Annotated in this window: 20 protein-coding genes; 9 read left to right on the forward strand and 11 right to left on the reverse strand. The window is 65.8% G+C overall.

What is annotated here, in order from left to right; translation table 11 throughout:
• The coding region (locus tag ACH2CY_RS28020) for an STAS domain-containing protein (RefSeq protein WP_395023320.1) at positions 1-687 on the forward strand (687 nt) is incomplete at its 5' end.
• Here ACH2CY_RS28020 and ACH2CY_RS28025 read toward each other — a convergent pair.
• Positions 653-1,522: a 5'-nucleotidase, lipoprotein e(P4) family gene (locus ACH2CY_RS28025; RefSeq protein WP_395023321.1), complete on the reverse strand. Its 870-nt coding sequence runs from the start codon at positions 1,520-1,522 to the stop codon at positions 653-655. The genes ACH2CY_RS28020 and ACH2CY_RS28025 overlap by 35 nt on opposite strands.
• Before the next feature lie 188 nt (positions 1,523-1,710).
• Here ACH2CY_RS28025 and ACH2CY_RS28030 point away from each other — a divergent pair, with 188 nt between their 5' ends.
• The 5 genes from ACH2CY_RS28030 to ACH2CY_RS28050 are packed head-to-tail and all read left to right on the forward strand — an operon-like array spanning position 1,711 to position 5,478.
• Positions 1,711-2,841 carry a Re/Si-specific NAD(P)(+) transhydrogenase subunit alpha gene (locus tag ACH2CY_RS28030; RefSeq protein WP_395023322.1) on the forward strand — a complete coding sequence of 377 codons (1,131 nt, stop codon included), beginning with the start codon at positions 1,711-1,713 and terminating at the stop codon, positions 2,839-2,841.
• 11 nt (positions 2,842-2,852) lie between these two features.
• Positions 2,853-3,284 (forward strand): NAD(P) transhydrogenase subunit alpha, encoded by a 432-nt coding sequence (locus ACH2CY_RS28035; protein ID WP_395023324.1) that lies wholly within the window; start codon positions 2,853-2,855, stop codon positions 3,282-3,284.
• Position 3,285: 1 nt separating this feature from the next.
• Positions 3,286-4,683 (forward strand): NAD(P)(+) transhydrogenase (Re/Si-specific) subunit beta, encoded by a 1,398-nt coding sequence (locus ACH2CY_RS28040; RefSeq protein WP_395023327.1) that lies wholly within the window; start codon positions 3,286-3,288, stop codon positions 4,681-4,683.
• A 13-nt stretch (positions 4,684-4,696) separates the two neighbouring features.
• Positions 4,697-5,077, forward strand: coding sequence for a VOC family protein (locus ACH2CY_RS28045; protein ID WP_395023329.1), 381 nt, complete (start codon positions 4,697-4,699; stop codon positions 5,075-5,077).
• Positions 5,078-5,094: 17 nt separating this feature from the next.
• Positions 5,095-5,478 carry a VOC family protein gene (locus ACH2CY_RS28050; RefSeq protein ID WP_395023331.1) on the forward strand — a complete coding sequence of 128 codons (384 nt, stop codon included), beginning with the start codon at positions 5,095-5,097 and terminating at the stop codon, positions 5,476-5,478.
• Positions 5,479-5,484: 6 nt separating this feature from the next.
• On the opposite strand, the gene ACH2CY_RS28055 is transcribed toward ACH2CY_RS28050, so the two are convergent.
• The 3 genes from ACH2CY_RS28055 to rpsU form a co-directional block, all read right to left on the reverse strand.
• Positions 5,485-6,264 carry an endo alpha-1,4 polygalactosaminidase gene (locus ACH2CY_RS28055; protein WP_395023332.1) on the reverse strand — a complete coding sequence of 260 codons (780 nt, stop codon included), beginning with the start codon at positions 6,262-6,264 and terminating at the stop codon, positions 5,485-5,487.
• 48 nt (positions 6,265-6,312) lie between these two features.
• Positions 6,313-8,274 (reverse strand): MASE3 domain-containing protein, encoded by a 1,962-nt coding sequence (locus tag ACH2CY_RS28060; protein WP_395023334.1) that lies wholly within the window; start codon positions 8,272-8,274, stop codon positions 6,313-6,315.
• 226 nt (positions 8,275-8,500) lie between these two features.
• Positions 8,501-8,704: a 30S ribosomal protein S21 gene (gene rpsU, locus ACH2CY_RS28065; RefSeq protein WP_028099002.1), complete on the reverse strand. Its 204-nt coding sequence runs from the start codon at positions 8,702-8,704 to the stop codon at positions 8,501-8,503.
• A gap of 193 nt (positions 8,705-8,897) precedes the next feature.
• Between rpsU and def the strand changes: the two genes are divergently transcribed.
• Both def and ACH2CY_RS28075 read left to right on the forward strand, forming a co-directional pair.
• Positions 8,898-9,449, forward strand: coding sequence for a peptide deformylase (gene def, locus ACH2CY_RS28070; RefSeq protein WP_395023335.1), 552 nt, complete (start codon positions 8,898-8,900; stop codon positions 9,447-9,449).
• 3 nt (positions 9,450-9,452) lie between these two features.
• Positions 9,453-10,115 carry a COQ9 family protein gene (locus ACH2CY_RS28075; RefSeq protein ID WP_395023337.1) on the forward strand — a complete coding sequence of 221 codons (663 nt, stop codon included), beginning with the start codon at positions 9,453-9,455 and terminating at the stop codon, positions 10,113-10,115.
• Here the strand turns inward: ACH2CY_RS28075 and ACH2CY_RS28080 are convergent, their stop codons facing one another.
• The 6 genes from ACH2CY_RS28080 to ACH2CY_RS28105 form a co-directional block, all read right to left on the reverse strand.
• Positions 10,116-10,913, reverse strand: coding sequence for an IclR family transcriptional regulator (locus ACH2CY_RS28080; RefSeq protein WP_395023338.1), 798 nt, complete (start codon positions 10,911-10,913; stop codon positions 10,116-10,118).
• Positions 10,914-10,915: 2 nt separating this feature from the next.
• Positions 10,916-11,680, reverse strand: a complete 765-nt coding sequence (locus ACH2CY_RS28085) for an amino acid ABC transporter ATP-binding protein (protein ID WP_395023339.1) — start codon at positions 11,678-11,680, stop codon at positions 10,916-10,918.
• 16 nt (positions 11,681-11,696) lie between these two features.
• On the reverse strand, positions 11,697-12,356 hold the full coding sequence (locus ACH2CY_RS28090; protein ID WP_395023341.1) for an amino acid ABC transporter permease: 660 nt from the start codon (positions 12,354-12,356) through the stop codon (positions 11,697-11,699).
• Positions 12,357-12,365: 9 nt separating this feature from the next.
• Complete coding sequence (locus ACH2CY_RS28095) at positions 12,366-13,034, reverse strand: amino acid ABC transporter permease (RefSeq protein ID WP_395023342.1); 669 nt, start codon at positions 13,032-13,034, stop codon at positions 12,366-12,368.
• Positions 13,035-13,070: 36 nt separating this feature from the next.
• Complete coding sequence (locus ACH2CY_RS28100) at positions 13,071-13,925, reverse strand: transporter substrate-binding domain-containing protein (RefSeq protein ID WP_395023344.1); 855 nt, start codon at positions 13,923-13,925, stop codon at positions 13,071-13,073.
• 284 nt (positions 13,926-14,209) lie between these two features.
• Positions 14,210-14,725 carry a PAS domain-containing protein gene (locus tag ACH2CY_RS28105; RefSeq protein ID WP_395023346.1) on the reverse strand — a complete coding sequence of 172 codons (516 nt, stop codon included), beginning with the start codon at positions 14,723-14,725 and terminating at the stop codon, positions 14,210-14,212.
• A gap of 277 nt (positions 14,726-15,002) precedes the next feature.
• On the opposite strand from ACH2CY_RS28105, the gene ACH2CY_RS28110 reads away from it, so the two are divergent.
• Positions 15,003-16,505, forward strand: coding sequence for an esterase-like activity of phytase family protein (locus ACH2CY_RS28110; RefSeq protein ID WP_395023347.1), 1,503 nt, complete (start codon positions 15,003-15,005; stop codon positions 16,503-16,505).
• Positions 16,506-16,584: 79 nt separating this feature from the next.
• Here the strand turns inward: ACH2CY_RS28110 and ACH2CY_RS28115 are convergent, their stop codons facing one another.
• Positions 16,585-17,586, reverse strand: a complete 1,002-nt coding sequence (locus ACH2CY_RS28115; protein WP_395023349.1) for a DUF2280 domain-containing protein — start codon at positions 17,584-17,586, stop codon at positions 16,585-16,587.
• Positions 17,587-17,953 lie beyond the last annotated feature (367 nt).

Consider the following 17,953-nt stretch of genomic DNA (forward strand, 5'->3'; position numbering starts at 1 on the left):
CATTCGCTGTTCCTGCTGCTCTTCATCCTGATTGCCGCGCCGCTCGCCGGCTACATCACGCTGGCGGCCCTGGCCGGGCTGCTCGGCGTGGTCGCCTGGAACATGGCGGAGAAGACCGAGATCGCCGTCCTGCTCCGGGCCTCGCGCGGCGATGCGGTGGTGCTGCTGGCGACCTTCCTGCTGGTGATCTTCCGCGATCTCACCACCGGCATCCTGGTCGGCTTCGGATTGGGCGCGCTTCTGTTCCTGCACCGCCTGGCGCAGGCGGTCTCGGTCCAGGCCGGGCAGGATGTGCCCGACAACCTGCCGGGCGCCGACCGCACGCCCTATGACCCGGCGTTGGCGAGCAACCGCGATGTCGCGGTCTACCGGATCTCCGGCGCCTTCTTCTTCGGGGCGGCGGCCTCGGTCGCGGCGGCGCTGGACCGCATCGGCCAGCACCCGAAGGTGCATGTGATCGACTTCTCGGCGGTGCCGGTGATCGACTCCACGGCGGTGGCGACGATCGACGGCTTCGTGCGCAAGACCGAACGCAACGGTGCCCGGGTGATCCTGTCCGGCGCCGCGCCCAGCGTCAGGCGGGCACTCGCCAGCCACGGCGTCCGCCCGCCGCGGGTCGAGTTCCGCGCCAATGTCGCCGAGGCGCTGGCCGCTATTGCGCCGGCGTCGGGCCGCCCCAGCTCGTAAGGGTCTTCTTCTTCGCGTCGCGCATTTCGTCCGGCGGGGCGCCGTAGTTGAAGCCGTAAGGCACCGCCTCGAACGAGCCGTAGCTGGGGTTGGGCAGCATGATCCAGTCCTTGGTCCAGTGCGCCATGCTGTCGTCGAACACCTTCTGCCGGTCGGCCTCACTGCCCTTGTAGGCATCGACGAAGTCGCCGAAGTTGTCGCCGATCAGCAGCAGCACCCGGTAATTCTTGGCGATGAAGGCGCGCCGCGTGCCCTTGGCCGAGGTCCAGTCCTCCTTCTCCTTGGAGAACAGGAAGGTGTCGACATTGCCGCCCATCGGGAATTTGAGCGCCTGCATGTTCTCCCGCGTGGCCTGCTCCATGTCGGCGGTGCGGTTCGTGACATAGAAGACCTTGATGCCGCGCGCATTCGCATAGCCGGTGAAGGCGACGGCGCCCGGCACTGCCGTCGAGACCTTCGCCTCGACGAACTGCTTCCAGGTGTCGTTGCTGAAGGACGTGCCGGCGGTGACGTTCCAGGCCTGGTATTTCGAATTGTCGAGCACAGTCTCGTCGGCATCGAGGATGATCGCCGGCGGCAGCTTGGAATAGTTGCCTTTCTGCACTTCGGGCACCGCGGTCCACCAGGGATCGCCCATCGCCTGGATGAGCCGCCGCTTGGCCAGCGCGAAGGCGGCCATGGTGCTGGCCTGGTACTCGACCGAATGCTGCATCCAGAGGACCGCATTGAGATTGTCGTCCGGCGTCACCGGCGCGGCGGGCGTGCTCTCCTGCGCGGCGGCAGCGAGTGGAAAGAGCAGGGCGGCGGCGAGAGCGAACAGGCGAGTGCGATGCATGATGGCGCCTCGGCGTAAGGGACGGGTCGGGCAGCGTAGCATGGGCCTTCCATCTTAGGGAGGAGCGCGGCTTTCCTGCGATTCCGGCCGTTCTCGGCCCTTGTTCGCATGCGCAAAAGAAGGCACATTACGCCCCCGGCCGTGGGGAAAACGGCCGCGGCAAACGAAGAACAGGGGCCGGAACACGCATGAAAATCGGCATCGTCAAGGAACGGCGCGAGGGTGAACGCCGCTGCGCCGTGTCGCCGGACACCGTCAAGAAATACGTGGGCCTGGGCGCCCAGGTCGCGATCGAAACCGGCGCGGGCCTCACCGCCGCCATCACCGACGAGGCCTTCAAGGCGGCCGGCGCCGAGATTGTCGGCGATGCCGCCGCGGCCTTGGGCGGGGCGGATCTGGTCCTCAAGGTCCAGCGCCCCGAGGACGACGAGCTCGGCCATATGAAGCGGGGCGCGGTGCTGGCCGCGATCCTCAATCCCTACAATGCCAAAGAGTCGATCGCCGACTACGCCACGCGCGGCATCGACGCCATGGCGATGGAACTGGTCCCGCGCATCACCCGCGCCCAGGCGATGGACGTGCTGTCGTCCCAGGCCAACCTCGCCGGTTATCGTGCGGTGATCGACGCCGCCGCGGAGTTCGGCCGAGCCTTTCCGATGATGATGACGGCGGCCGGCACGGTCGCGCCCGCCCGGGTACTGATCATGGGTGTCGGCGTCGCCGGCCTGCAGGCCATCGCGACCGCACGTCGCCTCGGCGCCATCGTCAGTGCCACCGACGTGCGTCCGGCGACCAAGGAGCAGGTGAACTCGCTGGGCGCCACCTTCGTTGCGGTGGAGGACGAGGAGTTCAAGCAGGCGGAAACCACCGCCGGCTATGCCAAGCCGATGAGCCCGGAATACCAGGCGAAACAGGCAGCGCTGATCGCCGAGACCATCAAGAAGCAGGACATCGTCATCACCACCGCCTTGATCCCGGGCCGCAAGGCGCCGGAGCTGGTCACGGCCGAGATGGTGCAGTCGATGAAACCGGGCTCGGTGATCGTCGATCTGGCGGTGGAGCAGGGCGGCAACTGCGCGCTCTCCGAGCTCGGCAAGGTCGTGGAGAAGCACGGCGTCAAGATCGTCGGCCATGCCAACGTGCCGAGCCGCACTGCGGTGGATTCGACGTCGCTCTACGCGAAGAACCTGCTCAATCTCGTGCAGCTCCTGGTCGACAAGGAGACCAAGGCGCTGAAGATCAACTGGGAGGATGAGATCGTCAAAGGCGTCGCGCTGACCCGCGACGGCCAGGTGATCCACCCCAACTTCAAGAGCTGAGGAACCAGCCCATGAATCCGGAAGAACTCTCCCAGAAAGCGGTCGATCTCGCGAATGCCGCGCAGGACGTCGCGGCCCAGGCCGGCAAGCTGTCGCAGGACGTGACCTCCATGGCGGTCCAGGCGGTCGCCGAGCAGTCCGGGCATACGCCCTTCGTGCAGCTGTTCACCGTCTTCGTGCTGGCTTGCTTCGTCGGCTACTACGTGGTCTGGCGGGTGACGCCGGCGCTGCACTCGCCGCTGATGGCGGTCACCAACGGCATTTCCTCGGTCATCATCGTCGGCGCGCTGATCGCCGCCGGCCCGGCCGATTTCGACCTCTCGAAGATCATGGGTCTGGTCGCCGTTGCACTCGCGGCGGTGAACATCTGCGGCGGCTTCCTGGTCACGCATCGCATGCTCTCGATGTTCAAGAAGAAAGAGCCGGCGAAGGGAGGCAAGTAACGTGAGTCAGAATCTCGCCGCATTCCTCTACCTGATCGCCTCAGTCTGCTTCATCATGTCGTTGCGCGGGCTTTCCAGCCCGGAGACGTCGCGCGGCGGCCTGCGCTTCGGCATCGTCGGCATGATCATCGCGATCGTGACCACCTTGCTGCTGCCGAGCGTCCATTCCTACCTCTCGATCCTGATCGCCCTGGTCATCGGCGGCGGTGTCGGCGTGGTGATCGCCCAGCGCATCCAGATGACGGCCCTGCCGCAGCTGGTCGCCGCCTTCCACAGCCTGGTCGGTCTCGCCGCGGTCGCCGTCGCCGGTGCCGCCTTCTATGACCCGCAGGCCTTCGGGATCGGCGAAGTCGGTGCCATCGATGCCGGCAGCCTGGTCGAGATGAGCCTCGGCGTCGCGGTCGGTGCGGTGACCTTCACCGGCTCGATTGTCGCCTTCGCCAAGCTGCAGGGCCTGGTCTCAGGTTCGCCGCTGGTGTTCAAGGGCCAGCACATGCTGAATGCCGGGCTCGGCATCGCCATCGTCGTGCTGATTGTGCTGATGATCCTGCAGCAATCGCCGCAGCTGTTCTGGGGCCTGGTGATCGTCTCGCTGATCGTCGGCTTCCTGCTGATCCTGCCGATCGGCGGCGCCGACATGCCGGTGGTCGTCTCCATGCTGAACAGCTATTCCGGCTGGGCGGCCTGCGGCATCGGCTTCACCCTCTCCAACCCCTTGCTGATCGTGACCGGCGCTCTGGTGGGCTCGTCGGGTGCGATCCTCTCCTACATCATGTGCAAGGGCATGAACCGCTCGATCTTCAACGTGATCCTGGGCGGCTTCGGCACCGACAGCGGCGGCGCGGCGGCGGCGGGCGGCGGCAAGGCCGACCGTCCGGTGAAGTCGGGCAGCGCCGAGGATGCGGCCTTCATCATGAAGAACGCGAGCCATGTGATCATCGTCCCGGGCTACGGCATGGCGGTCGCCCAGGCGCAGCATGCGTTGCGCGAGATGGCGGACCTCCTGAAGAAGGAGGGGGCCAAGATCTCCTACGCGATCCACCCGGTCGCGGGCCGCATGCCGGGGCACATGAACGTGCTGCTCGCGGAAGCCAATGTGCCTTACGACGAGGTGTTCGAGCTCGAGGATATCAACCGCGAGTTCCCGCAGGCCGACGTCGCCTTCGTGATCGGCGCCAACGACGTGACCAACCCGGCGGCGAAGACCGATCCGAAGAGCCCGATCTTCGGCATGCCGATCCTCGACGTCGAAGCGGCGAAGACCGTGCTGTTCATCAAGCGGTCGATGGCTTCGGGTTATGCCGGCGTCGATAACGAGCTCTTCTTCCGCGACAACACCATGATGCTGTTCGGCGATGCGAAGAAGATGTGCGAGGAGATCGTGAAGGCGCTCGATTGATCGGGAGCTCCTCATGCACCGGAGCCAGCTCGGCGGCTTCATCATCGATTGCCAGACCGACGATATCGAGGCGGCGTCCCAGTTCTGGGGCGCCGCGCTCCGGTTGACTCCCGGCCCCGGCAGCGAGCCGGGGCAACCGGGCTATGCCGGTTACGCGCGCCCGCATAACGGCCTCAACATCGAGGTCCAGGCGGTCGATCATCAGAGCCGCATCCATATCGACATCGAGACCGACAATATCGAAGCCGAATGCGCGCGCCTGGAACGGCTCGGCGCCAGGCGCATTAAGGCGGTACGGGACTGGGTGGTGATGGAGGCGCCTACCGGACAGCGCTTCTGCATCGTCCCTGCGTTCCGCGAGAACTTCCTCCAGGAAGCCAACGTCTGGGAATAAACCCTGGGAGCAGCCCCATGCACAAGAGCCAGCTCGCCGGCTTCATCATCGACTGTAAGACCGACGATCTCGATGCCGCCGCAGATTTCTGGGCCGCGGCCCTGGGCTTCAAGCGCGATGCCGCGGATACGCCGGCGCAGACCAGCTATGTCCACTTCGAGAAGAACGACCCGAACGGCCTCCACATCGAGGTGCAGAAGGTCTCCCATGAGAGCCGGGTCCACATCGACATCGAGAGCGACGACATCGAGGCGGAAGTGGCGCGGCTGGAGAAGCTCGGTGCCAAGCGCCTGAAGAAGATCGAGACCTGGGTGGTGATGGAAGCCCCGACCGGCCAGCGTTTCTGCGTGGTCCGCGCCAAGCGCGGAAACTTCGCCACGGAAGCCAACGTCTGGAAGTAGGCTCCGTCACTGACGCGGGCAGGCCTGCGCGGTCCCGTCGAGCTCCAGTCCCGCGAGGATCGCGGTAAAGCCGCGTCGGGCGGCATCGCGGCAGACCAAATCCCAGTCCCGGATCTCGTTGCGGTACTCGATCTGGAACACGGCTTTCTTCCCGTCGACGAAGGCCGCATAGCCGTCGCAGGCCTGCTGGGCGGCGCAATTCTCGATGACGGCGAAGTCGAAGCGGTCGGCGAGGTCCGGCACGAGCTCGGCGGCGTTTTTCAGGCCGATGGCAAGACCGCGGGCATGGGCGGCCTCGACCAGCCAGAGATTGAAGCTGCGCTGGTCGTCCTTGGAAATGTCGAAACCGGTCGCATTGCTGAAGCCGTCGACGTTGTCCGGATCCACCGCGTCGCAGGACTTTTCGACGGCGCGGTCGAGCCGCGCCTCCAGGATCGGCGCGAGCGCGTGGCGCCGGCGGATGTCCAGCCAGCGCTCGCCGGGCCAGCCCTTGTAGTCCCGGCCGATCACCGGCGGAGGGAATTGCGCAACGTCGGGCCGCCAGTCTTCGAGCGAGCCGGCGCTGAAATAGCAGATGACATAACCGCCGGCGGCATGCAGCGCATCGATGTTGGCCTGCTCGCTGTCGAAGAGGTCAATCTCGTAGACGCCGATCCCGGACACCGGTTCGAGCACGGGCTGGGAGAGGCTGATCGCGAAGCCGGCATCGGCCGGCGGGCGCTTGATCGATTGCGCGTCCGCAGTGCCGGCGCCGAGCAGAAGGGCGGCGATAACAAGGATTCTCATCCGGGCATTTTGCCGGATGGGGCCGCGCTTGACGAGCTTGTCTCGGCCTCAGGCCAGGGCGGCGAGGGTCGGCACCCGCAGCCGTTCGCGCGGCAAGGTCACGGTCACGATCGTGCCTTTGCCGAGCTTGCTGGCGATCGACAGGGTCCCGCCATGCATCTCGACCAGCGCCTTGCTGATCGCCAGCCCGAGGCCGGAGCCCTGATGCGTGCGCGCGTAGGTGGGCTCGACCTGCATGAAGGCCTCGGTCACATGCGGCAGGTCGCTCTCGGCAATGCCGATGCCGGTGTCGCGGACCGTGATCTCGACGCTGCCGTCGGCGGCGATGCCGCTGACGACGTCGACTTCGCCGCCGGCCGGCGTGAACTTGACCGCATTCGAGAGCAGGTTGAGCAGTACCTGGCGCAAGGCGCGCGCATCGGCGCGAACCGTCAGCTCGCCCTGCGGCAGCAGCGTGCGCACGGTCACCTGCGGCGCGCCGGGCTGGGCGAAGCGGACGCATTCCTCGGCCAATGACTTCAGGTCCACGACGCCTTCGGCGAGATCGAGGCGGCCGCTTTCGACCCGCGCGAGATCGAGCACATCGTTGACGATCTCCAGCAGGTGGGATCCCGCCTGGTGGATGTCGGTGGCATAGCCGCTATAGCGCTCGTTGCCGATCGGCCCGAGCACCTGGTTGCGGATCATGTCGGAGAAGCCAAGCACGGCATTCAGCGGCGTGCGGAGCTCATGGCTCATGTTGGCCAGGAAGGCGCTCTTGGCCTTGGTGGTCTGCTCGGCCATGGCGAGGGCTGCGCGCAGCTTGGCCTCGCCGGCCTTGCGCTCGGAGATGTCGCGGATGATCGCCTGGGTTTCGCCGCTGTCCAGCCGCCGGGTGCTGACCTCGATCGGGATGCTCCGCGGCCCGGAACGAGCCAGCTGGCCCTCCCAGATGACGGTCGCGGCCGGGTCCGCGGCATCGGCCGGATCGGTCCAGCTCGGAATGAGCTCGCGGATCGGTCGGCCCGCCAGCGCCGCGCGCTCGATGCCGGTCATGACTTCGGCGCGCTGGTTGGCATCGATGATCCGGCCCTCGGCATCGATCAGCAGGATGGAATCGGCGGCCTGCTGAAGCAACTGGCGGTACTTCTCCTCGGAGCGGCGCAGCCGGACGTAGGGCCATTGCACCGCCTCGACGAACACCGCCCGGTAGATCAGATAGGTGCCGGCGACCTTGTAGAGATGACCGACGAAGTTATAGGCATCGTGGACCGCGCTGTAGAGGGTCAGCGCGGCTTCACTGGCAACGAAGATCAGCAGGGCGGCCAGCAGCGGCGGGCTGCGGAAGGTCGAGCCGGGCGTGGTCCTGCGCCACAGCAGCACCGCGGTCGCCCCGAAGATGCCCATGACCGCGTATTCGGCAACCACCTTGGTGGTGGTCAGGCCCTGGCCCGGGATGAAGGTTCGCGGCAGTGAGTCCGGATGCCACAGCACCGCGTAGTAGACCGCGCCCACGTAGCCCAGCGCGACCACGGCCGTCCACAGGCGGAATGACCGATCCGCCGGACGCTGCAGGACGCGCAGTGCGACGATCAGCAGCGTCGCGGCGCAGGCAAATCGCGCGGCCAGCCAGAAGGAGATCGCCTTTTCCGGTCCGGCCGCGGTCACCAGCTCGGGCATTCCGGAATAGGAGAGCAGGTGGCCGAGATCGAGCAGGCCGACCGCCATGAAGCCGGTCGCCATCAGCGTCAGGTCGGCGCTGCGCTTGCCCTGCATCGCGTTCCAGCCGATGCCGGCGATCAGCATCGAGACCGCGATGGCGAAGAACTCCAGGAAGGTATGGACCTGCAGGTATTCGTGCGGGTCGCGCAGAAAAGACGGCGCGCTGATCACCGAAACCAGCGGCAGCGCGAGGACGGCGATGCCGGCCAGGATCAGCGCACCGGTCGGCGTGTTGGGGAACTGGCGCCAGCCGCCGCCATCGCCGGCCGGCGACCTCGGTCGAAATGACGCCTGCGGGTGATAGGGCACGGCCTGATCGCAACTCCGAAGGGAAGTCCGTCCACATTCGGAGCCAAGAATTAAATCATGCTTAACCCAAATGCCGTTGTGGTTTTTGTCGCAGGGCCGTCCAGGGGTCGGACGTCTTGATTGAAATCAAGCGCAAAAACACTTCGGCCCGCGGGATCGCTCCTGCGGGCCGACTGCCGAATTTCGGGTGTGGTCGCGATGCGGCGACCGGAAACTCTAGCGAGGACTAATAGCCCTCGCGGTCCATGCGCTTGCGGAGCAGCTTGCGATGGCGGCGGACCGCCTCGGCCTTCTCCCGCGCCTTGCGCTCGGAGGGCTTCTCGTAGTTGCGGCGCATCTTCATCTCGCGGAAGATTCCCTCGCGCTGCATCTTCTTCTTGAGCGCGCGCAGGGCCTGATCGACGTTGTTGTCACGAACGAGCACTTGCACTTTTGGCCAGACTCCTTTCCCGAATTTCGGCAGAAAACAGCAACGGGTGGACTCGAATCCACCCGAATGGAGGCGCTAGGTAGCACAAAGCTTTGGCCTTGTGAAGCCGTTCCGCACCGATTTCCAGCCGGTTCGCTCTTCCTAACCCGCTGAATCCAGCCCATATTCTGGTGGTAACCTGAACGAGACCCGGATGGCCATCCTGAAAATCGCCCGCATGGGCCACCCTGTGCTGAAGCGCCGCGCCGACGAGGTGGAGGACCCGACCAGCCCGGAAATCGCCAGCCTTATCAAGGATATGGAGGATACGCTGACGGATGTCGGCGGGGTCGGGCTGGCCGCCCCCCAGGTCCATGTCCCGCTGCGGGTGGTGATCTTCCACGTGCCCAAGGCCCGGATGGAGGCGGAGGACGGGGAGGCGCCGGCGATCGGGGTGCCGCTGACCTATCTCATCAACCCGGTCATCGAGCCGCTGACGGAGGATGTGGAGGAGGGGATCGAGGCCTGTCTCTCGGTCCCGGGCCTGGCCGGGTCGGTGCCGCGCTTCCGGCAGATCCGCTACCGGGGCATCACCCCGGCCGGCGAGCCGATCGACCGCACCGCCAAGGGCTTCCATGCCCGGGTGGTGCAGCATGAATGCGACCATTTGGACGGTGTCCTTTATCCGATGCGCATGACAGATCTTTCGAAACTTTCCTTCGTCGAGGAGCTTAAACGCTTTGCCGGCGAAGCGGCGGAGGACTGAACCATGACCGAAGCTTATGACCGCGACGACGACCGGGCGCGCCTGCTGGAAGCGGCGCTGGACCATGTCGCCTTCGATGGCTGGAGCGAGACGGCGCTCCGCGCCGCCGCCGAGGATACCGGCATTCCGCTCGAGCGGGCGCTGAACGCCTTTCCCGGCGGCGCCACCGAGCTCATCGCTTTCCACAGCGAGACGGCGGACCGGCGGATGCTGGAAGCGCTGGAACTGGAGCCGCTCGCGGACATGAAGGTGCGCGAGAAGGCTGCGAAAGCGATCCGGCTGCGGCTCGAGGCCAACTTCCGCCACCGCGAGGCGATCCGCACGGCGCTGACCGCGCTGATGATGCCGCAGAACGCCGCCTTGTCGGCGCGCCTTCTCTACAAGACGGTCGATGCGATCTGGTATGCGATCGGCGACCGCTCGACCGATTTCAACTTCTACACCAAGCGCGGCCTGCTGGCCGGCGTCTATACCGCGACCCTGTTCTTCTGGCTGAACGACAAGTCGGAAGGCGCGGCGGCGACCTGGAACTTCCTCGACCGCCGCATCGCCGAAGTCATGAAGGTGCCGCAGATGCTCGGCAAGCTCGGCCAGTTCACCGGCCGGCTGCCGCTGCCGCGCTCGCCGTTCCGGCGCGCCTTCCGCACCGCGGCGCGCGGGCATTAGCTACTTCGCCTTGGTCGGCGGGGTCCCGCCGATCCGCGCCGACATGTCGCGCGCGGCGTCGAGCAGCGTCTGCTTGTAGCGGCGGTGGTTCTGGTGCCCGTCCTCGCGCGGGGTCAGCAGGCACAAGGTGGCGACACAGCTCTTCGCCTCGTCATAGACCGCGGCGGCGAAGCAATGGGTGAACTTGCCGCTGTCGTTGGAATGGAAGCCCTCGACCCGCGCCGCGGTGACCTCCTTCAAGAAGGTCTTCTCGCTCACCCGCCGGCCGTTCGGCAGGTCGAAGTCGGCTTTCGGAATCGCCTTCAGGATCGCGTCGTTGTCGAGATGCGAGACCAGCAGCCGGCCCGACGCGGTCCAGGGCAAGGGCACCGGCTCGCCGACGCCGGAACTGATGCGGAAGGTCTGCTCGCCCTCCTTCATCTGGGCGACCACATACTTGCCGTTCTCGACCACGCAGAATTGCGCGGTCTGCCCAGTCTCGCTGGAGAGGCGGGAGAGATAGCCGTCGGCCAGGCGCATCACGTCGAACTGGTTGGCGTGCGACAAGCCGAAGAGATAGAGCCTGCGGCCGAGGAAGACGCGGCCGTCGCCGTCGGCCGGCTCCAGGATGCCGCGGTTCAGCAGCACGCCGACGATGTCGTAGGTGGTGGACTTCGGTGCGTTGATCGCGACCGCGATCTCGTTGGGGCGGAGCGGGCGCTTCGCCTCATGCAGGTGATCGAGGATCTCGAAGGCCCGGTCGATGCCGCGGGTACGGCTGCCGGCCTCGGCGGTCAGGGATTTCTTCGCGGGGGGCATGGTCAGAATTTCGCGTTCTTCAGGAACTCGGCCAGGCGCTTGGATTGCGGGTTGCGGAAAATCTCTTCCGGCGCGCCCTGTTCCTCGATTCGCCCCTGGTTCATGAAGACTACACGCCGCGAAACCTCATAGGCGAACTTCATTTCATGGGTCACCAGCAGCATGGTCATGCCGTCGGCGGCGAGGCTCTTGATCACGTTCAGGACTTCATTCACCAGCTCGGGATCGAGCGCCGAGGTCACCTCGTCGAACAGCATGATCTTCGGATTCATGGCGATGGCGCGGGCGATGGCGACGCGCTGCTGCTGGCCGCCGGAGAGCTGGCCGGGAAAATGGTTGCGCCGCTCGGCCATGCCGACCCGCTCGAGCCACCGCTCGGCGATCGCGACCGCCTCGGCCTTCGGCAGCTTCTTCACCTTGATGAGGCCCAGGGTCACGTTGCCGAGCGCGCTCATATGCGGGAAGAGGTTGAACTGCTGGAACACCATGCCGGTCATCGCGCGCTGGCGGGCGATCTCGCTTTCCTTGCGGCGCCGGCGCTCGGGCGAAGCGGTGTAGCCGATCTCCTCGCCGTCGATCCGGATGCTGCCCTGCTCGAAGTCTTCCAGCAGGTTCACGCAGCGGAGCATGGTGGTCTTGCCCGAACCGCTGGAGCCGATCACCGAGACGACGTCGCCGGTCGCCATCGAGAGATCGACGCCCTTGAGGACCTCGATATCCTTGAACTTCTTGTGGAGGTCGGTGATGTCTAGGACGGGCGTGGTCAAAATCGGCTCCGGACTCTCAGGAAGGCAAGGCGACGCGGCGCTCGACCGCGCGGCCGAGCCGTTCGATCGAGAAGCAGATCAGGAAATAGATGAGGCCGGCCAGGAAGTAGAACTCCAACGGCCGCGGCTTGATCGCGATGATCTGCCGCGTGGTCAGCATCAGTTCGACCACGCCGATCACCGCGAGCAGGGTGGAGGCCTTGACCAGCTCAGCCGCGGTGTTGATCCAGGCCGGCAGCGCCTGGCGCAGCGCCTGCGGCGCCAGGACATAGATGAAGTTCTGCCGGAAGGTGAGACCGATCGCCTTGCCGGCTTCGGTCTGGCCTTTGGGCAGCGCCAGCAGGGCGCCGCGCAGGTTCTCGCCGACATGGGAACTGCAGAAGACGGTGAGCGCGATCAGTCCGGCCTGGAACGGAGTCAGCTGAATCACCCCGGAGAGCAGATAGTAGCAGGCCAGGATCAGCACGAAGACTGGCGTGCCGCGCACGTATTCGAGAAAGATGCGGGTGAAGAAGCGCTGGATCCTGCCGCCATAGACCAGGCTCAAGGCGACGCCGATTCCGAGCAGAGTGCCGAGCACGATGGCGATCCCGGAGATCGCCAGCGTCATGCCGACACCCTCCATCAGCGCGTAGCGGGCGATCCAGATGTCGGAAAAGAAGCGGGCGAGATCCATCAGGTGCCCTCAATGCGGAATCGCCAGGCGCCGCTCTGCATAGCGCAGGCCGGCGGCGATCAGGTAGCAGGCGGCGACATACATGAGGCTGCAGACCGACCAGACCTCGATCACGCGGAAGGTGTTGTTGTTGATCTGGCGCGCATAGAAGGTGAGCTCCGGTACCGCGATCGCGGCGGCGACCGAGGTGTCCTTGAACAGCGAGATGAAATTGTTGCTCAAGGCGGGCAGGGCGTTGCGGACCATCACCGGAATGATGATCCAGATCCGGGTCCGGCTTTCGGTCAGCCCGATCGCCAGCCCGGCCTCGCGCAGGCCCTTCGGCAGCGCCAGCAGGGCGCCGCGATAGACTTCGGTGAGATAGGCGCCGGCATAGATCGAGAGCGTGCCGGCGAAGGCATAGACCTTGTCGATCCGGACGCCGAGCTGCTGCGGCAGCACGAAGAAGGCGACCAGCATCAGGAAGTAGATCGGCAGATTCCGGATCGTGGTCACGTAGACCGCGGCGATCCGGCGCAAAGCGGTGTTCCTGGAAGTCATGGCGAAGGCCGCCACCAGGCCGATCAGGTTTCCCACCAGCAGGACCGAGACCAGCGCCATGCCGATCCCCAGCGCGAGGCCGGAGAGCAGCAGGTCGAAGTCCCGCCAGACCGGTGCGAAATTGAGCTGATAGCCCATGGTCGACCCTTGGATGCGGCCTTCGCCCGACCTCGCCTACTTGTACTCGACCGGGAAGCCGATCGCCGGGACCGGCAGGTCGACGCCGAACCACTTCTTGAAGGAAGCGGCATAGGTCGGGAAGTCGACGCCGGTCATGCCTTCATGCAGCACGGTGTTGACGAAGTTCAGCCACTGCTGGTCGCCGCGCTTGACCGCGCAGGAATAGCTCTGCGGGCCCCAGCCGTAGCCGGAATCGTGGTACTTGCCGGGGTTCTTCACCACCAGCCACTGGACCGAGGACTGGTCGGTCGCCGAGGCGTCGGCCTGGCCGCTGTCCAGGGCCTGGTACATGAGATCGACGCTCTCATACTGGTCGACCTTGGCCTCGGGCAGGGCCGCATGGACCATGTCCTCGGCATAGACGTTCTGCAGCACCGACACGACGGCGCCGGACCCGGCTGCTTTCAGCTCGTCGAACGACTTGTACTTGCCGCCATCCTTCAGGAGCAGACCGACGCCCTCGCGGTAATAGGGAATGGTGACGGCGACCTGCTGGGCGCGCTCGGCGGTCACAGTCATGAACTGGCAGGTGATGTCGACCTTGCCGGTGGTGACGTTCGGAATGCGCGCGTCCGAGGACTGCTCGACGAACTCGATCTTGGTCGGGTCCTTGAACAGGCCGGTGGCGATCATCTTCGCGATGTCGATGTCGAAGCCGACCAGGTTGCCCTGCTCATCCTTGAAGTGCCAGGGCGCGTTGGTGCTGCCGGTGCCGACGATCAGCTTGCCGCGGGCAAGGATGTCGTCGAGCAGGCTCTTCTCCTGAGCCGTCGCCGCCGGCGCCGCGATCGCCGTCAATGCCGCCGCGGCGGTGAGGCCGGTCAGCGTCTTGCGCAAGGTTTCGAACATTGGCTGTCTCCCTGTGTCTCTGATTATGGCCAGTTCCAACCCAATGGAACTATGTACATGGTAGTGGACGTGTGACTATCATATGACGCGAAGAGGGGAGTCAAGGCAGGGCAAGGCTTCATCGCAGCAACGAAGACTCGTCATGGTCCGCGCAGGCGGACCATCCACGAATTTCTGTCCTGCGATGGGTGCAAGCGAATGAAAACTCGTGGATCCTCCGCCGCAGCGGACGAATGTCCGCCTCCGCGGACGGAGGAGGATGACGAGTATATATTGCCGTCGTGTCAGGCCTGGCTGTCGACCGTCATCAGCATGTCGACCTGCTCGCCGTCGCTGGAGAGCGGCAGCAGCAGTCGCGCGTAATTGTGGATGCGGCGAACCGAATCGATCTCGACCTTGTGCAGCAGCGGCCGGCGCTCGCGGACGCATTGCACATAATGCTCGTGCACCATGGTGCCGAACTGCGGCGGCTGCAGATCGAGCGGCCTGAGACGCGTCAGCTCGGTGCCGAGGATGTTGCCGATCCAGGTGCCAGCGAGGCGAAATCGAAAATCGAGATTGCCGCCGGCATCGCGCAGGACATCGACCAGCTTCACCCGCGGCAGCGCTTCCATGAAATCGCTGGGATCGATGGCGCTGCGCGGCGGCGCGAAGCGGTCGCCGCGCTTCTGGTTCCAGTAGCGCAGGATGGCGACCAGATCGGGATAGGCCGGATCTCCGGCGGTGCGCTCCTCGGACGAGACCCGCGCGTCGCGCTCGTAGCGTTCCGGAAAGCTGCGATCTGAGGAGCCTTGCGCCATCGTCTCGTCGTTTCCGCCAAACCCTCCGCTGCACCGCTGCAGGGGGAGAAACAGCCGTCACGACTCTTTCACAAATTCCTAGGCATGGGTAAAGTTTCTCGTCGCCCCTACACCGGAAGATGCGCCCTGGGCGCGGCAAATTCCGACAATTTGCCGCGAATGCCGCCCGTGCAGAATGCGGAAACCCCCGCGACATACGCCTGTAACAGCCGCGCACTAGCCTCGTGAACGGACGGCCGATTCCGGCCCGTGAACAGCTCAGCTTCGGTGGGAAAAGATGAAAATTCAGGCGATGAACCGCGCGGCCCGGTCCCTCGGCGCCAGCTTCCTGGCGATTGCGGCGGGCAGTTTCGCCGCGTCGGCCGCGATGGCGGTCGAGGCGCAGTCGGTGACTTTCGAGGGCGCCGCCTTCGTCAACAAGGGCCTGGTCGGTGTCGGCCGCGTGCCCGCCGATGCCAAGGACAAGCTCGGCGACACCTTGGGCGGCATCGGCTCGGGCATGGTGGCGGACGTGAAGACCTGGAAGCGCGAGGGCGACACGTATAGCGGCGTGTTCTACATGCTGCCCGATCGCGGCTGGAACACCGAGGGCACGCTCGACTATCAAGGCCGCCTGCAGAAATTCTCGATCGCGTTCACGCCCAACAGCGGCGCCGACACCGCGCCGCAGACGCAGCTGAAACTTGATTATCAGGATGCGATCCTGCTGCATGAGGCGGATGGCAGGCCGACCACCGGGCTTGACGCGATGGAAGTACGAAAGGCGGCGAACGGATTTCCGGACCTGCCGAGTGCCGCCGGCAAGATCAGCGTCGATAACGAAGGCGTGGTGCTGAACGCCGACGGCAGCTTCTGGATCAGCGACGAATATGGACCGTATATCTATCATTACGCGGCCGACGGCACGCTGCTGGGTGCGATCCAGCCGCCGCCGGCCCTGGTGCCGATGCGCGGCGGGGCGGCGAACTTCGCCTCCAACAACCCGACCAAGGGCGGCGCCGAGCCGAAGCCGAAGAATCCCGAGAGCGGCCGCCAGAACAACCAGGGCCTCGAAGGCCTGACCATGAGCAAGGACGGCAGGACCCTCTACGCCCTGCTGCAGAGCTCGACGATCCAGGACGGTGGCGAGGGCGGCGGCAGCCCGAAGCGGTACAACACGCGGTTCCTCGCCTATGACATCGCCGATCCCAAGGCGCCGAAGCTCGCCGCGGAATACGTGGTGCAGCTGCCGCGCTTCAAGGATGCCAAAGGCAAGCAGCTGGTCGCGGCGCAGAGCGAGATCCTGGCGCTGGACGACCACCGCTTCCTGGTGATCGCGCGCGACAGCGGCCACGGCCAGGGCCTGAAGGATGCGGACTCGGTCTATCGAAGCATCGACCTCTTCGACACCAGCGGCGCCACCAACATCGCCGGCACCGACTTCGACCAAGCGAAGCCGGTGGCGCCGGGCGGCGAACTGGATGCCGGGGTGACGCCGGTGAAATACGCCCGCTTCATCGACATGAACGACAACACGCAGCTCGGTCGCTTCGGCCTGCACAACGGCGGCGCCAACGACGCCAACGCGCTCTACGAGAAGTGGGAGGCGATGGCGCTGCTGCCGGGGCTCGACGACCAGGCGCCGAACGACTACTTCCTGGTGGTCGCCAGCGACAACGACTTCATCACCCAGAACGGCGCGATGCAGGGCAATGCCTACAAGGACTCGTCCGGGGCCAATGTCGACAGCGTGCTGCTGGTCTATCGCATCTCGCTGCCGGAAGGGATGAAGCCGCTCTGATCCATCCTTCGCGTCATTGCCGGGCTTGACCCGGCAATCTTGCGCCGAATGGAGAGAGATGCCCGGGTCAATCCCCGGATCAAGTCCGGGGACGGGCATGACGATCGTGGTTATCGTCGGCCGGCGCGGCGGCGCGGGTCGTGCGCGCGTAGCGCTCGTAGAAGCCGCCGCATTCCTTGGCCGCCTGGGCCAGGAAGGCGGCGGCACGCTCCGGATAGTTGGCTTCCTCCATGCGGTTTGCGAAGCGGTCGAGCATGCGCAGCCGCACCACTTTCTGCGCGACGCCGATCTCGCTGGCGGCGTCCAGGAACTTCGCGCGGGTCGCGGCGTGGAGGTCGATCCAGCGCTGCGCCGGGCGGCGCGAGCCGGCCGGGTCGTAGGCATAAACTTGCCGGCGGTCGATCGTGATCCCGAACCGGAGCTTCACCGAGGCCGCCACCCGCGTCGGGGTCTCGTAGCGCGCCAGGCCGCGCACGATGAAGGCCTTCTGCTCGTCGGTCAGCTCGGAATTGGGCTTTTGATTCGGTCTGCGTCCGGTCTGCGTTGCCGCTTCTTCCGGCGTGGCGCCATCGGCGGCTTCCGCGGGATCGGGCGCGATGCCGAGCTGCGCCTTCGCCAGCGCGCCCAAGGCGTCGATCGCCGCGTCGCGGTCCTCGCGCGTGACTTTGGGGTCATCGACCGGGTCGGCCGGGATCTGCAGGGATTGCGCATTCCGTCTGCGTCCGGTCTGCGTTGCGGGTGCGCTGGGGCGCGGTGACGGCGCAGACGCCGGGTCGGGCGTTTCGGCTTCCGCCATGCGGGTGAAGAGCGGTTCCTTCTCTTCGTCGGCCGGAATCTGCACGGATTCCTTATCCGGTCTGTGCTCGGTCTGCGTCGGCAGCGTGATTTCGCCGCGCCAGTAGGGGACGACCTGGTCGGCGTCGAACGCGATGCCGAAACAGCCCCGCACGGCGGTGGCGATGCGCTCGGGCGCCTCCCGGCGGCGCAGACGGGTTTCGATGAAGGACTTCAGCCGGTCCGGCGAAAACTGCGCTTCGTCTGCGTGCTGTCTGGGTGCGGTCTGGGTCAGTGTCGAGGTCATGGGGGCTTCCTCACGGGCTCGGCGACGCGCGGGGATGACCGTCGCCTTCGGTTTTGCCAAGCGGGAACGCGGCACGAAGCGATGCCGGAAAGCGAATAGGCCCGCAGGGCGGGGGCGCAGGTGACCGGGGACACGGTCAGGCTGCGGGAGGCATTATAGCGGGGATTGGATGATTACACAATAGTGTGTTTATTGGCTGCGAACGTGAGCTCGCCGGAGAGGCCTCACGCAGCTTCAAGCCCCTTGTATCTCTCCGACTCGCGGCAGCGATTATAGTCGCAGCGGCGGTGGCGGGCGGGAGACCGATAGGCCCTTGGTCTTGAAGGCCGTGGGTGAGCTTGGATCCCCGGCCGTCGTTCCTGTGAAC

It is taken from the genome of Dongia sp. (genome assembly GCF_041905885.1).
Classification (GTDB): domain Bacteria; phylum Pseudomonadota; class Alphaproteobacteria; order Dongiales; family Dongiaceae; genus Dongia.

Excerpts from the sequence above, each read along its gene's own strand:
- ACH2CY_RS28050 (WP_395023331.1), top strand. The coding sequence starts at position 5,095 with ATGCACAAGAGCCAGCTCGCCGGCTTCATCATCGACTGTAAGACCGAC.
- ACH2CY_RS28075 (WP_395023337.1), top strand. The coding sequence starts at position 9,453 with ATGACCGAAGCTTATGACCGCGACGACGACCGGGCGCGCCTGCTGGAA.
- ACH2CY_RS28045 (WP_395023329.1), top strand. The coding sequence starts at position 4,697 with ATGCACCGGAGCCAGCTCGGCGGCTTCATCATCGATTGCCAGACCGAC.
- ACH2CY_RS28055 (WP_395023332.1), bottom strand. The coding sequence starts at position 6,264 with ATGAGAATCCTTGTTATCGCCGCCCTTCTGCTCGGCGCCGGCACTGCG.
- ACH2CY_RS28090 (WP_395023341.1), bottom strand. The coding sequence starts at position 12,356 with ATGGATCTCGCCCGCTTCTTTTCCGACATCTGGATCGCCCGCTACGCG.
- ACH2CY_RS28025 (WP_395023321.1), bottom strand. The coding sequence starts at position 1,522 with ATGCATCGCACTCGCCTGTTCGCTCTCGCCGCCGCCCTGCTCTTTCCA.
- def (WP_395023335.1), top strand. The coding sequence starts at position 8,898 with ATGGCCATCCTGAAAATCGCCCGCATGGGCCACCCTGTGCTGAAGCGC.
- ACH2CY_RS28095 (WP_395023342.1), bottom strand. The coding sequence starts at position 13,034 with ATGGGCTATCAGCTCAATTTCGCACCGGTCTGGCGGGACTTCGACCTG.
- ACH2CY_RS28035 (WP_395023324.1), top strand. The coding sequence starts at position 2,853 with ATGAATCCGGAAGAACTCTCCCAGAAAGCGGTCGATCTCGCGAATGCC.
- ACH2CY_RS28105 (WP_395023346.1), bottom strand. The coding sequence starts at position 14,725 with ATGGCGCAAGGCTCCTCAGATCGCAGCTTTCCGGAACGCTACGAGCGC.
- ACH2CY_RS28110 (WP_395023347.1), top strand. The coding sequence starts at position 15,003 with ATGAAAATTCAGGCGATGAACCGCGCGGCCCGGTCCCTCGGCGCCAGC.
- ACH2CY_RS28100 (WP_395023344.1), bottom strand. The coding sequence starts at position 13,925 with ATGTTCGAAACCTTGCGCAAGACGCTGACCGGCCTCACCGCCGCGGCG.
- ACH2CY_RS28030 (WP_395023322.1), top strand. The coding sequence starts at position 1,711 with ATGAAAATCGGCATCGTCAAGGAACGGCGCGAGGGTGAACGCCGCTGC.
- ACH2CY_RS28080 (WP_395023338.1), bottom strand. The coding sequence starts at position 10,913 with ATGCCCCCCGCGAAGAAATCCCTGACCGCCGAGGCCGGCAGCCGTACC.
- ACH2CY_RS28115 (WP_395023349.1), bottom strand. The coding sequence starts at position 17,586 with ATGACCTCGACACTGACCCAGACCGCACCCAGACAGCACGCAGACGAA.